We start from the raw sequence: 13609 nt of genomic DNA on the forward strand, positions 1-13609 counted from the left end.
TTAAGAAATCGCGAGGCCGCCACCTTCTCTTATATGGACTGATTGCTCAGCGAAAGGAGAAAGCCAATGTCAAACAAAAAAACAATACATGTGGCTGTTGTTGATAGCTGCGAATTCACAATGATTGGCCTGCAATACCTTGTGAATCGTGATAATGATATGCAACAGGATGTCTTTTTTCATGGGTTTACCAATATCGAAGACCTTGCCCTAAGCGAACAGTGCTTTGATATCATCATTTATGATCCGCTGAATACGCGCCATTTCAGGGTAACGACCAACGACGACATTTTATGTATTAAAGAGAAACAGCCAGGGGCAAAAATTTATATTTATTCGCTGTCCGTGGGCTATTTGAAATTTAAACATGTTGATGGCGTGATCAGTAAAAGAGTGTCGCTGGGGGATATCAAAGCACTTTGGCAGATTCTGATGAGCCAGACGCCGCAAGAGTCCGGCCTTTACAAGGTCAGCATGACGACCCGACAACGCACGCAGGCCAGATTGTCCAGCGAGGAAGCCAGCGTCTTGCGCGGCTATTCCTGCAACCTCAAAACCAAGCAAATTGCACGACAGTTAGGTTGCAACGTCAGGCTTGTTTATTTTTATAAAAACAATGCCATGAATAAGCTAAAAGCCGTGCGGGGCCCGTCGTTCTATCAAAGCATCCGCTGGATATTGAATTAACTATTTGACCGTGTGTCGTTTGCCTTTTGTTCCCGTGTCCGCGGGAACCTTTTTTTATCTCCTGAAGGCGCTGCCATGTATACCGTTCTTCCTTCTCCTGTATTGCAGAACATTTCAGGGCTGCGATTCCAGCCTCTTATTGATTTTCGTTCAGGCCAGGTTGTCGCCCACGAAGTCCTTGTGGAGATCCACAACGTCAATCTTGAGGTGCTTTTTGCGTCGCTCCCCTCACGTTGCGCGCTGCAGATTTTTTTCTGGCAGGCTAATACGCTTCTGCAGATGCCGGGGCGGGGCCATTACTGGCTAAACCTGCCAGCAGAACATTTTCTCAACGCCCAGGCGATCAGTTTGTTGCTCGCGTTACGTCATCAGCAGCGTTTAACGATAGAAATTCAGGACCCCCTGACCCCGACCCGGATGAGTAAAGCGGAGCAACACACGCTTCATGAAACGCTGCACCGGCTGAAAGCCGCTGGCTGGAAAATCTGGCTGGATGACCTGACACACGAACTGGCAGAAGACTACGTGCGTCTTGCCCTGCCGGTGGACGGCGTAAAAATCGATCGTTCAGAGCTGAAGAGACACACGCAGCTTGCCTCGTTTATCCACTACGTCAGACGTGAGATTGCGAAGCCTGTCCTCATCGAAGGGATTGAAAATTCTCAGGATCTGGAGCGAGCCCGCGCAACAGAGGCGCAGTTCGGCCAGGGTTTTCTCTGGCCGGAAAGTCGAATTGATGCCCGTGTGACGCTCTAAGACCAGCAGATTACCAGCCCGGCACCGCGCCGCCGTTAAAGATAGTCTCCGCCGCTTTCGCCACTTCAGGTGACTGATAAGACTGAATAAACGCTTTTACGTTTTCTGCATCTTTGTTGTCTTCCCGCGTTACCACGATGTTCACGTAGGGCGAGTTTTTATCTTCAATAAAGACGCTATCGTGAACCGGAGACAACCCGGTTTGCTGGAGGTAGGTGGTGCTGATGATGGCAACATCCACTTTTGGGTCATCCAGCACACGCGGAAGCTGTGCACCTTCCAGTTCCATGATGTTCAGGCTTTTGGGATTGGCAGTGATATCCAGCGCGGTGGGCAGCAGGCCCACGTCAGGTTTCAGGGTAATCAGCTTCTCTTTTTGCAACAGCAGCAGTGCGCGGCCAAGGTTGGTTGGATCGTTTGGAATAGCAATGGTAGCGCCGTCCTTCAGTTCAGACACCGCTTTAATCTTGCGAGAATAACCCGCCATCGGGAAAACGAAAGTGTTAGCGACAGCAACCAGCTTGTAGTTATGCGCTTTATTATCTTCCGCCAGGAACGGGCGATGCTGGAAAACGTTGGCATCCAGTTCCCCCTGGTTAGTCGCATCGTTGGGCAACAGCGAGCCGCTAAAACCCACCAGCTCTACGTCCAGACCGTACTTCTCTTTCGCCACCTTTTTGGCAACTTCTGCCACATCCTGTTCGGCACCGTTAATCACGCCGACTTTAATGTGTCTGGCATCATTGCTGCTTTGATCACAGCCTGCAAGCAGCAGGCCGGTCAGGAGAAGCGCACCCAATCGACATTTCACAAGACAGTTCCTTTTGACAGATGTTTTAGTAACTATATCGACAACGCGACGGCACGCTAAAAAACGAAAAGGAATCAATAAGAAGGATAAGTTATATGTCGGTGCGCGAGTAATGTAGGCCCGGTAAGCGTAGCGCCACCGGGCGATGGGCATCAGGCTACGGTAGTCCAGTCCTCAACCGTGAGATCCTGCACCATCCCGAACGCACGATCGTTAGTCACAATCGTCGTGCCCCGGCTAATAGCATGCGCAGCAATCAACTGATCGAGATCCCCCATCACTTTCCCTTTCTTTTCCATTGCCGCACGCAGCTCGCCATAGGTGGCTGCGGCTTCGCTATCCCAGTCGCAGATAGTGATGGTTTCAAGAAAAGATAATATTGTCTCTTTCAGGCCGATGCTCTGCTTCTTATCGGCACCATAGAGTAATTCCGCTTCCGTGATGCTCGAAATACAGACATCCCCTGGAGCCAAACAAGCCATACGGGTGACAACTTCAGGATGTTTTTTAAATAGATGGCTCACAATATTCGTATCAAGCATATGCCTCATGAACAAACCCCATCCAGAGGGTCTCTTTTCGTCACACTCTGCTTTCTCTCCTCCTTGTTCAGAAATGAATCAGGCACACTGGTATTTTCCAGAAGCCGGAAGAAATTATCCCAGCTTTTTACCTGAGCAGCCTTTGCCGTCAAAACAACATTCCCTGCCTCATCACGGCGGATGTAGACACTCTCTGCATCAAATGCGAACTCAGCGGGCAGAACAACAACCTGCTTTCGCCCCTTTTTGATCAGTTTTGCTGTGCGCTCCATTGCAACCTCTGCTGGTTTATTGACCTGACCAGAGCATGCGCTACGACGAGAAGGCAAGACAAGCACGACGCTTCAATTTCAGAAAGCGACTCGCAATAAATAGCCGAATCGCTAACCTCACGCCTGCCCGCGTCGCAACGGTGCTTCACGTAGAAACCACGACAACACAAACGCCAGCACCATAATCCCTGCCGCGAGCAGGAACACGGCGTGGATCGCCGAGCCGAACGCATCCAGATAATCCAGTCTCAGCGCATCCGGCAACTGGTGAATGGCCGTTGGGTTCAGCTCACGTGGCAGCTCGGCCCCCTCCGGTATACGCTCCATCAGACCCGATTGCAGAATATGCGTGAACACCGCGCCAAACAGCGCAACGCCAATGGCCCCGCCGATAGAACGGAACAGCGTCACACCGGAAGTCGCCACGCCGTACTGGTCGGCAGACACGCTGTTTTGCACCGCCAGCACCAGTACCTGCATCACCAGCCCAAGCCCCATTCCCAGCACGCCGGTGAACAGATAAAGCTGCGAGGTCGGAGAGTGAATCGAAATTCGCGTCAGTAAAAACATCCCTACCACCCCAAGCAGCGTGCCGAGGATTGGGAACAGGCGGTATTTCCCGGTACGGCTGATAATGCGCCCGCTGATAATCGACGTCAGCAACAGCCCACCCATCAACGGGATCAGCTGCAAACCGGCCTGCGTTGGTGTGGCATCTTTTACCACCTGCAGATAGAGCGGCAGGAACGTCACCGAGCCAAACAGCGACATCCCGATGATAAAACCAATCAGGCTACAGAGCAGGAAGCTACGGTTACAGAACAACGACAGCGGAATGATCGGCTCCCACGCCAGCCGCTCCTCATAGATAAACCCGGCGATCCCCGTCAGGCCGAACGCCAGGATGCACCACAGCTGCGGGTCGCTCCACGGGCGGATTGTTCCACCCTCGGTCGTGAACAAGATGATGCACAACAGCGCCATGCTGAGGTAAATCGCCCCCAGGTAGTCAATCTCATGTTTGTTGCGACGGGAGCTGCCCTGGAACACGGCACCAATCACCAGCAGCGCAAACAACCCCAGCGGAAGGTTGATGTAGAAAATCCAGCGCCAGGAGGCGTGCTGCACGATAAATCCGCCGATCAGCGGCCCGATTACCGTCGCCAGACCGAACACGCCGCCAAACAGCCCCTGATAGCGGCCGCGTTCCGCAGGCGGGATCACATCTGCTACAGCAGCCATACTGATGACCATCAGGCCACCACCGCCCAGCCCCTGCAGGGCGCGCATCAGCACCAGTTGGGTCATATTTTGTGCCAGTCCGCAAAGTACGGAACCGGCCAGAAACAGCACGATCGCAATTTGCAGGACGATTTTACGGCCAAACAGATCGCCAAATTTGCCGTACAGCGGCACCGCGATGGTCGAACTCAGGATATAGGCGGTGACTACCCATGAGAGCTTATCCAGCCCGCCCAGCTCACCGACAATGGTTGGCAGCGCCGTGGAGACGATGGTTTGATCAAGCGCAGAGAGCAGCATCACCAGCAACAGCGCGCTGAACAGCAGCTTGATCGACGGCGCGTGTTGCCCGGCGGCAGATTGGGTTTGAGTCATTACGTCGGACTCCATAAGAGATCGCTTGAAATTAATTAATCGTATAATTAATATTTGTGGAAGTGATGAATAAGATCAAGAGATCCCGTGACCATGCCAGCACAAAAGGACAATTCTGAACCCCGCCGTCCCGGACGCCCTCGCGGTGGCAAGCGCATTACCGCCAGCCGCGAGCAGTTGCTGGATATCGCCCTGAACCTCTTTTCTCGCCAGGGGATCGCCAACACGTCACTGAACGCCATTGCCAAAGAAGCGGGCGTAACGCCTGCGATGCTGCACTACTACTTTAATTCCAGAGAGCAACTTCTCGATGTAATGATTGAGGAGCGTTTCCTGCCCTTACGCAGCAAAATTGGCACCATTTTCGCCAACAACCAGGATTCGCCAGTTAATGCCCTCACGGAAATGGTGAAGGTGCTGGCTGAGCTGGCCGAAACGCATCACTGGTTTGCACCGCTGTGGATGCAGGAGGTAATTGGTGAAATGCCGGTTCTGCGCATGCATCTGCAGGCGCGGTTTGGCGATGAGCAATATCAGACGACGCTAACCACCATCAAAGGCTGGCAGCAGCAAGGGAAACTGAACCGGGAGCTTGCGCCGGAACTGCTGTTTACCACCTTACTGAGCCTGGTGCTGGTGCCGTTCTCACGCATGCGCAATGACGAGAGGCTACAAGCTCTCTCGCCGGAGATAATTGTGCGTCATGCGCTGGCTGTAATTGGTAATGGGATCGGGGGTTAACGATTTAATGCACCGTTACAGGCTCTCAACCCCGTTAATAACGCTTCTTTTTCTTGCGGCGTGACATTATCAGTCGTGCTCAGATGCATATTACTCTCCTTATTTTCAGCGCAATCTGAATATCTCACAGCTTAACCTTCATAAAAACTCCTTATTTCCTCCATTGTTTATACCTGGAAATATTCATTCAATATGTAAATAAAAAAAGCCTTTCCAATACGCACCTAAAACGTATAATGAGAACGATCATTCTCACTTTTTACACGGTAGCCGACAATGAGTACAAAACTGGAAGAACGACAAAAACAGCGTCAGGACGAGATCATCACCGCCGCGCGCCGCTGCTTTCGCGCCAGCGGGTTTCACGCCGCCAGCATGTCGCAAATTGCCAGCGAGGCGAAGCTCAGCGTCGGGCAAATTTACCGTTATTTCAGTAACAAAGACGCGATTATCGAAGAGATGATCCGTCGCATCATTGACTCACGCATTGCGGAGATGCAGGGTAAAACGCTGGTAGAAGGGATGCCGCAGGCGCTCGCCTGGCGACAAACCCTCAGCGAAGATGATGATGCGCTGATGCTCGAAATGTCCGCTGAGGCCACGCGCAATCCGCAGGTTGCGGCCATGTTAGTTGAAGCGGAAGCCCGCATGTTTTCTAACGCCTGTGCGCATCTTAAAAAGCAGTTCCCCCACCTGAGCGATGAACATATTCGCTGCTGCGTGGAGATTACCGCCGTAATGATCGAGGGAACGATTTACCGTCGACTTACGCCGTTAAAAGTACCCTCAGAACAATTAGCGCCCATTTATCAGGATATTTTAAATATGCTTTTCACTGCGAAGTAATCATATTCGAATAATTAGCGGGAACAGGTAATTCCCCTTTATTTCATTTCCGGCTCTGCCGGAGATGCGGTATCGCTGTGCCTTTAAATAGCCCTCCTCCCTGTTAAGCCATTAACAGGGCAGGCTTCGTTCACCCTGGAAAAAGATTATGAAAACCATAACAACCTCCATCGCGGCATTACTCCTCCTGACAGGGTGCGATAATGCGCAAACATCTGCTCCCCAGCGTCCTCTTCCGGAAGTGGGGATTGTCACGCTTATGAGCCAGCCAGTTTCCGTCGTCAGTGAACTGACTGGCCGCACCACCGCCGCGATGAGCGCCGAAGTGCGCCCGCAGGTGGGCGGCATTATCCAGAAGCGGCTCTTCACCGAAGGCGATACCGTGAAAGCGGGACAGGCGCTGTATCAGATTGACCCCGCCAGCTACCGCGCCGCTTACGATGAAGCGGCGGCGGCGCTGAAACAGGCGCAGGCGCTGGTGCAGGCCGACTGCCAGAAAGCCCAGCGCTATGCGCAACTGGTGAAAGACGACGGCGTGTCGCGTCAGGATGCCGAAGACGCCAAATCCACCTGCGCGCAGGACAAGGCCAGCGTCGAGTCAAAGAAAGCCGCGCAGGAGAGCGCCCGCATTAACCTCAACTGGACCACCGTCACCGCGCCAATTTCCGGGCGCATCGGTATCTCCTCCGTTACGCCTGGCGCGCTGGTAACCGCTCAGCAGGATACGGCCCTCGCCACCATTCGCGGTCTGGATAGCATGTATGTCGATTTGACGCGTTCCAGCGCCGATCTGCTGCGATTACGTAAGCAAACCCTCGCCACCAACAGCGATACGCTGAGCGTGGCGTTAATTCTGGAAGACGGCAGTACCTACAGCGAAAAGGGCCGTCTGGCGCTCACCGAAGTCGCGGTGGATGAATCGACCGGCTCGGTGACCCTCCGCGCCGTCTTCCCGAACCCGCAACATCAGCTTTTGCCGGGCATGTTTGTCCGCGCCAGAGTGGATGAAGGCATCATGAGCGATGCGATCCTCGCGCCACAGCAGGGCGTTACCCGCGACGCGAAAGGCAATGCCACCGCGCTGGTGGTGAATGCCAGCAACAAGGTCGAGCAGCGTCAACTGGAAACGGGCGACACCTACGGCGACAAATGGCTGGTCCTGAGCGGCCTGAAGGCGGGCGATAAGCTGATTGTGGAAGGCACCGACAAAGTCACCGCCGGACAGGAAGTGAAAGCCGAAGAGATGAAAGCCACCGGAGGAAACGCCTGATGTTTTCCCGTTTCTTCGTGCGTCGCCCGGTCTTTGCCTGGGTGATCGCCATTCTCATCATGCTCGCCGGGATGCTGGCGATCCGCACGCTGCCGGTGGCGCAGTACCCGGACGTCGCCCCGCCGTCGATCAAAATCTCGGCCACCTATACCGGCGCATCCGCGCAAACGCTGGAAAACAGCGTGACCCAGGTCATTGAGCAACAGCTCACCGGGCTGGATAACCTGCTCTACTTCACCTCCACCAGCAGCTCGGACGGTTCGGTGAGCATTAATGTCACCTTCGAACAGGGGACCGACCCGGACACCGCGCAGGTGCAGGTGCAAAACAAAGTCCAGCAGGCGGAATCGCGCCTGCCGACCGAAGTACAACAGTCCGGTATCACGGTGCAAAAATCGCAGAGTAACTTCCTGCTGATCATGGGCGTGTACGATAAAACCGACACCGCCAGCAGCTCGGATATCGCCGACTGGCTGGTGAGTAATATGCAGGACCCGCTGGCGCGCGTGGAAGGCGTGGGGAGCCTGCAGGTGTTCGGGGCGGAATACGCGATGCGCATCTGGCTCGACCCGGCGAAGCTGGCGTCGTACTCGCTGATGCCGTCCGACGTGCAAAGCGCGATTGAAGCGCAGAACGTGCAGGTCTCTGCCGGTAAAATCGGTGCGCTGCCCTCGTCAAACGCGCAACAACTGACCGCCACCGTGCGCGCTCAGTCGCGCCTGCAGACGGTGGATCAGTTTAAAAATATCATCGTGAAGAGCCAGTCCAACGGCGCGGTCGTGCGCATCAGCGACGTCGCACGCGTGGAGATGGGCAGCGAAGATTACACCGCTACCGCGAAGCTGAACGGTCACCCGGCAGCGGGGATGGCGGTGATGCTCTCGCCGGGCGCGAATGCGCTCAACACCGCCACGGCGGTGAAAGAGAAAATCGCCGAGTTTAAAAAATCGATGCCGGAAGGCTACGACGTGGCCTACCCGAAAGACAGCACCGAGTTCATCAAGATCTCGGTTGAGGACGTGATTCAGACCCTGTTCGAAGCCATTATCCTCGTGGTGGTGGTGATGTACCTGTTCCTGCAAAACATCCGCGCCACGCTGATCCCGGCGCTGGCGGTACCGGTGGTGCTGCTGGGCACCTTCGGCGTGCTGGCGTTGTTCGGTTACTCCATCAACACCCTGACGCTGTTTGCAATGGTGCTGGCGATAGGGCTTTTGGTGGATGACGCCATCGTGGTGGTGGAAAACGTCGAGCGCATTATGCGCGACGAAGGGCTACCCGCGCGGGAAGCGACCGAAAAATCAATGGGCGAAATCTCCGGTGCGCTGGTCGCCATTGCGCTGGTGCTCTCCGCCGTGTTCCTGCCGATGGCGTTCTTCGGCGGCTCCACCGGGGTCATTTACCGTCAGTTCTCGGTCACCATTATTTCGGCAATGTTCCTTTCCGTGGTCGTGGCGTTAACCCTGACACCCGCACTCTGCGGCTCGATTCTGAGCCACACGGCCCCGCACAAAAAAGGCTTCTTCGGCGCGTTTAACCGCTTTTACGGCAAAACCGAGCGCGGCTATCAGAACAAGGTCCTGCGCGCCCTGCGCCGTTCCGGCGGCATGCTGGCCATCTACGCCCTGCTCTGCGGCGCGATGGGGTTCGCCATGCTGAAACTGCCGGGCAGCTTCCTGCCGACGGAAGATCAGGGCGAAATCATGGTGCAGTACACCCTGCCGGCAGGCGCAACGGCGGTACGTACCGCCGAGATCAGTCGCCAGGTTCGCGAGTGGTTCCTGACCAAAGAGAAAGCCAATACCGACGTGATCTTCACCATTGAGGGCTTCAGCTTTAGCGGCAGCGGTCAAAACGCCGGGATGGCGTTTGTCTCCCTGAAAAACTGGTCCGAGCGTAAGGGCGACGAGAACACCGCACAGGCCATTGCCCTGCGCGCCACGCAGGAGCTGAGCACCATTCGGGATGCCACTATTTTCGCCATGACGCCCCCGGCGGTGGATGGTTTAGGCCAGAGCAACGGCTTTACCTTTGAGCTGATGGCCAGCGGCGGCACGGATCGCAACACGCTGCTGAAGATGCGTAACCAGCTGATTGGTGAAGCTAACCAGGACGCCTCGCTGCACGCGGTGCGCGCCAACGATCTGCCGCAGATGCCGCAGCTTCAGGTGGATATTGATAACAACAAAGCCGTCTCGCTGGGGCTGTCTTTGAGCGACGTCACCGACACCCTCTCCAGCGCCTGGGGCGGCACCTACGTGAACGACTTTATCGATCGCGGCCGCGTGAAAAAGGTCTACATCCAGGGCGACAGCGACACGCGCGCCGTGCCGTCAGATCTCAACAAATGGTTTGTGCGCGGCAGCGACAGCACCATGACGCCGTTCTCTGCTTTCGCCACCACGCGCTGGGAGTATGGTCCGGAAAGCCTGGTGCGCTACAACGGCTCGGCGGCGTATGAGATTCAGGGCGAAAACGCCAGCGGCGCAAGTTCCGGTACAGCGATGAGCAAAATGGAACAGCTGGCAAACAATCTGCCGTCCGGCACCACCTGGGCGTGGAGCGGTTTGTCGTTGCAGGAAAAACTGGCGAGCGGCCAGGCGATGAGCCTCTACGCCCTCTCCATCCTGGTGGTGTTCCTGTGTCTGGCGGCGCTGTATGAGAGCTGGTCGGTGCCGATTTCGGTCATCCTCGTGATCCCGCTCGGTGTGCTGGGTGCGGCGCTGGCCGCCTCAATGCGCGGCCTGAATAACGATGTCTACTTCCAGGTGGCGCTGCTGACCACCATCGGCCTGTCGTCGAAAAACGCCATTCTGATCGTGGAGTTTGCCGAGGCGAAAGTCGCGGAAGGCTACTCCCTGACGCGCGCCGCCCTGCGTGCCGCTCAGACGCGTCTGCGTCCGATCATCATGACTTCGCTGGCGTTTATTGCGGGTGTTACACCGCTGGCTATCGCAACAGGCGCAGGAGCCAACAGCCGCGTGGCGATCGGGACCGGCATCATCGGCGGGACGCTGGCCGCGACGCTGCTGGCGATCTTCTTCGTTCCCTTATTCTTCGTACTGGTGAAACGTCTGTTCTCCGGTAAGCACGCGAACCGGAGGTCATAATGTTTCGTGTCTCTGTTTTAGTCTTAGCCCTGCTGAGCGCAGGCTGTGTGTCGTTAGACCCAACGTATCAACGTCCGGACGCTCCCGTCCCGGCTACACTGCCCGGCGCGCATGGCGAAGCCAGCGCCGTGGTGAGCCAGTGGCAGCAGGTGATGAATGATGCGCGGCTGAAAAGCGTGGTGACAATGGCGCTTAACAGCAACCGCGACGTGCAAAAAGCGATTGCGGATATCGATGCCGCCCGCGCCCAGTACGGCGAAACGCGATCCTCCCTCTTCCCGACGGTGGATGCTGAACTGAGCCACACCCGCAGCCGCACGCTGGCGAGCGGTGTGACCACCAGCGATGAGGCCAACGGTGCGGTCTCCAGCTTCGAGCTGGATCTGTTTGGCCGTAACCAGAGCCTCTCCCGCGCCGCGCGGGAAACCTGGCTTGCCAGCGAATTTACCGCGCAGAACACGCGCCTGACGATGGTCAGCGAGCTGACCACGGCCTGGGTGACGCTGGCCGCAGATAACAGCAATCTGGCGCTGGCGAAGTCCACCATGGCGAGCGCCGCAAACTCGCTCAAGATTGTGAAGCGCCAGCAGGAAGTCGGCGTGGCTGCGGCCACGGACGTCAGTGAGGCGATGGCGGTATACCAACAGGCGCGCGCCAGCGTGGCAAGCTATCAAACACTGGTGATGCAGGACAAAAACGCCCTCAATCTGCTGGCGGGCGATACGGTGCCAGAGAACCTGCTGCCCGGCACGCTGGAGAGCCTGAGTGATAACGCCATCACGCTGATCCCGGCGGGGGTGAATTCCGGCGTGCTGCTGCGTCGCCCGGATATTCAGGAAGCCGAGCACAATCTGCTGAGCGCTAACGCCAACATCGGCGCGGCGCGCGCCAACTTCTTCCCGACCATTTCACTCACCGCCAGCGCGGGCGTTGGCAGCGATTCGCTCTCCTCTCTGTTCAGCCACGGCATGAAGATCTGGTCATTTGCGCCGTCCATCACTCTGCCGCTGTTTAGCGGGGGCAACAACCTGGCACAGCTGCGCTATGCGGAAGCGGAGAAAAAAGGGCTGATCGCCACCTACGAGAAAACCATTCAGAGCGCGTTTAAAGACGTTGCCGACGCGCTGGCACGCCGTGAAACGCTGAGCGAGCAGCTCGACGCCCAGCGTGAATACGTGGCGGCGGAGCAGAAAACGCTGGATGTGGCGACCCGTAGCTACCAGGCGGGCGCAGGGGATTACCTGACGGTACTGACCGCACAGCGATCGCTGTGGTCAGCGCAGGAATCGCTGATTGCATTACAACAAACCGATCTGGAAAACCGCATTACGCTGTGGCAGTCGCTGGGCGGTGGGATTCAGTAACATGATGAAAGCGCCTCTCATGCGATGGGAGGCGTAAATTCATACTTTCGACTTGAGTCGCAAGAGGGAATGTAACGATATATTTCAGGGGAAGCATGTGACTTTTAAAGGAGGTTTCAATGAAATCTGCACACTTGGTTTGCCTGCTCCTTTGCCTGCTGTTTGCTGCCTTCGTCCACGCGCAGGAAAAGGACGATCCGGCGAAAGATGCCCAGCTTAAACAGCAGGTACTGAAAGATATCAAGAAAACCTGTACGCCACAGAAAAAGCAGAGCGATAAGGCGTGGCAGACGATGATTTTGTCGTCCGAGGCCAATCAGTTGCTGATCAAGAACGCCGTCACCGCCATGAAGCGTGACAATCTGGATAACTACTGGGCCGCGGTGGGCCAGGTGGATTGTATGGAAGATTACTGAAGGTTGGGCACGTGCTTCTCGCCGGGTGGCGCTGCGCTTACCCGGCCTACAAAACATTTTTACCGCTTACGCATATCCGGAATAATTAAATCCCCGCGCAGCACATATGACCCCAGCATCTGCGTTTTTTCATTCAGCCAGCTCACGATGCGCGCCGCCATGGCGTCCATCGAATATTCAATCGCCGGGATCACCGGAATACCCGGCAGATGCAGTGACCCGGCCAGGCTGAAGACCATAATGTCCTCCGGCACCGATTTATTAAACGCCTGCAGCTGCGGGATCACCCGCTGAGCTTCCTGTTCGTCTGCCACCAGCAGCGCGTTGAAATTCAGGGTGCTCGCATTGTTAAGCAGCTCCTGCAGCGCAACGGACGACGAAGTCGCATCCATAAAGACGAGGTTGCGATTAAAGGGCAGGAAGTTTTTTTCCAGCGCGTGTTTGTAACCCAGCAGCACCTGATCGGCAAAACCGCTGCCGTGCGGGTGGATAAGGGCAATCTGGCGACGCCCCTGGCTGGTGAGGTAGTTACAGGCCGTTTCGGCGGCAAACGCATGATCGAACTGGATGCTGTTGGCGTTATCGGCCTCCATACAATCGACCAGAATGACGTTGTCCATCTCGACATCCAGCGGGAAACGCGCGCCAATCACCAGGATGTCATCACATAAACCACAGGAGAGTTCTTCGAGAGCGTGCATCACTTCCGCTTTGCTGTGCGCGAAGCGTAGCAGCAGATGTTTTTGATGCTGGCTAAGCTGTTTTTCCAGCGCGTACAGATAACCGGTGGTCTGGTTAATGTTCTCTTGCGCGCAAATCACGCCAATACACCCCGTCGACTGACTGAGCAGCGACTGTGCAATCACGTTAGGCCGATAATTCAGCTCATCCACCGCTTTCAGAACGGCCTGACGGCTGGCTTCCTTAACGCCACGCGACCCGCTCAACACCCGTGATACCGTGGCTTTGGACACCCCGGCCAGACGTGATACATCGTTGATTGTAGACATCTCTCTCCCCTGGCAGGCAATCCTCGCGCCTGCAAATTCCATTACCGCTACGGCTCACATTATAGCCAGTACGGAGTATATCCGTTTCCGTTTTTCATGGAAACCGATTTTCCGTTTCCACTCAAAATGACGTCATAACAGCCAAATTACGTGACACAGATCGTGGT

Annotated in this window: 13 protein-coding genes; 8 read left to right on the forward strand and 5 right to left on the reverse strand. The window is 55.9% G+C overall.

What is annotated here, in order from left to right:
- Nucleotides 1-66 precede the first annotated feature (66 nt).
- The gene (locus tag EoCCA6_RS11480; RefSeq protein ID WP_152082761.1) at nucleotides 67-687 is read left to right on the forward strand and encodes a LuxR C-terminal-related transcriptional regulator; all 621 of its coding nucleotides are present in this window, start codon (nucleotides 67-69) and stop codon (nucleotides 685-687) included.
- A gap of 75 nt (nucleotides 688-762) precedes the next feature.
- Nucleotides 763-1443, forward strand: coding sequence for an EAL domain-containing protein (locus EoCCA6_RS11485; RefSeq protein WP_152082762.1), 681 nt, complete (start codon nucleotides 763-765; stop codon nucleotides 1441-1443).
- 10 nt (nucleotides 1444-1453) lie between these two features.
- Here EoCCA6_RS11485 and nlpA read toward each other — a convergent pair whose 3' ends face one another.
- The 4 genes from nlpA to EoCCA6_RS11505 all read right to left on the reverse strand — a co-directional run bounded on the left by nlpA (nucleotide 1454) and on the right by EoCCA6_RS11505 (nucleotide 4700).
- Nucleotides 1454-2254 carry a lipoprotein NlpA gene (gene nlpA, locus EoCCA6_RS11490; protein WP_152082763.1) on the reverse strand — a complete coding sequence of 267 codons (801 nt, stop codon included), beginning with the start codon at nucleotides 2252-2254 and terminating at the stop codon, nucleotides 1454-1456.
- Between the two features lie 152 nt (nucleotides 2255-2406).
- The gene (locus tag EoCCA6_RS11495) at nucleotides 2407-2805 is read right to left on the reverse strand and encodes a type II toxin-antitoxin system VapC family toxin (protein WP_152082764.1); all 399 of its coding nucleotides are present in this window, start codon (nucleotides 2803-2805) and stop codon (nucleotides 2407-2409) included.
- Nucleotides 2802-3068 carry an antitoxin gene (locus EoCCA6_RS11500; RefSeq protein WP_152082765.1) on the reverse strand — a complete coding sequence of 89 codons (267 nt, stop codon included), beginning with the start codon at nucleotides 3066-3068 and terminating at the stop codon, nucleotides 2802-2804. The genes EoCCA6_RS11495 and EoCCA6_RS11500 overlap by 4 nt, the downstream gene beginning before the upstream one ends.
- 117 nt (nucleotides 3069-3185) lie before the next feature.
- Nucleotides 3186-4700: an MDR family MFS transporter gene (locus EoCCA6_RS11505; protein WP_152082766.1), complete on the reverse strand. Its 1515-nt coding sequence runs from the start codon at nucleotides 4698-4700 to the stop codon at nucleotides 3186-3188.
- A 78-nt stretch (nucleotides 4701-4778) separates the two neighbouring features.
- Between EoCCA6_RS11505 and EoCCA6_RS11510 the strand changes: the two genes are divergently transcribed.
- The 6 genes from EoCCA6_RS11510 (at nucleotide 4779) to EoCCA6_RS11540 (ending at nucleotide 12432) form a co-directional block, all read left to right on the forward strand.
- Nucleotides 4779-5426, forward strand: coding sequence for a TetR/AcrR family transcriptional regulator (locus EoCCA6_RS11510; RefSeq protein WP_152082767.1), 648 nt, complete (start codon nucleotides 4779-4781; stop codon nucleotides 5424-5426).
- 276 nt (nucleotides 5427-5702) lie between these two features.
- Nucleotides 5703-6272: a TetR/AcrR family transcriptional regulator gene (locus EoCCA6_RS11520; protein WP_152082768.1), complete on the forward strand. Its 570-nt coding sequence runs from the start codon at nucleotides 5703-5705 to the stop codon at nucleotides 6270-6272.
- Nucleotides 6273-6420: 148 nt separating this feature from the next.
- The gene (locus EoCCA6_RS11525; protein WP_152082769.1) at nucleotides 6421-7542 is read left to right on the forward strand and encodes an efflux RND transporter periplasmic adaptor subunit; all 1122 of its coding nucleotides are present in this window, start codon (nucleotides 6421-6423) and stop codon (nucleotides 7540-7542) included.
- Nucleotides 7542-10652 (forward strand): efflux RND transporter permease subunit, encoded by a 3111-nt coding sequence (locus EoCCA6_RS11530; protein WP_152082770.1) that lies wholly within the window; start codon nucleotides 7542-7544, stop codon nucleotides 10650-10652. Before EoCCA6_RS11525 ends, EoCCA6_RS11530 begins: the two co-directional genes overlap by 1 nt.
- Nucleotides 10652-12016: an efflux transporter outer membrane subunit gene (locus EoCCA6_RS11535; protein WP_152082771.1), complete on the forward strand. Its 1365-nt coding sequence runs from the start codon at nucleotides 10652-10654 to the stop codon at nucleotides 12014-12016. The genes EoCCA6_RS11530 and EoCCA6_RS11535 overlap by 1 nt, the downstream gene beginning before the upstream one ends.
- A gap of 119 nt (nucleotides 12017-12135) precedes the next feature.
- Entirely contained in the window at nucleotides 12136-12432 is a 297-nt protein-coding gene (locus EoCCA6_RS11540; RefSeq protein ID WP_152082772.1) for a YicS family protein, read from the forward strand.
- A gap of 59 nt (nucleotides 12433-12491) precedes the next feature.
- On the opposite strand, the gene EoCCA6_RS11545 is transcribed toward EoCCA6_RS11540, so the two are convergent.
- The gene (locus tag EoCCA6_RS11545) at nucleotides 12492-13442 is read right to left on the reverse strand and encodes a LacI family DNA-binding transcriptional regulator (RefSeq protein ID WP_152082773.1); all 951 of its coding nucleotides are present in this window, start codon (nucleotides 13440-13442) and stop codon (nucleotides 12492-12494) included.
- Nucleotides 13443-13609 lie beyond the last annotated feature (167 nt).

This window comes from Enterobacter oligotrophicus, assembly GCF_009176645.1.
GTDB classification, from domain to species: Bacteria; Pseudomonadota; Gammaproteobacteria; order Enterobacterales; family Enterobacteriaceae; genus Enterobacter; species Enterobacter oligotrophicus.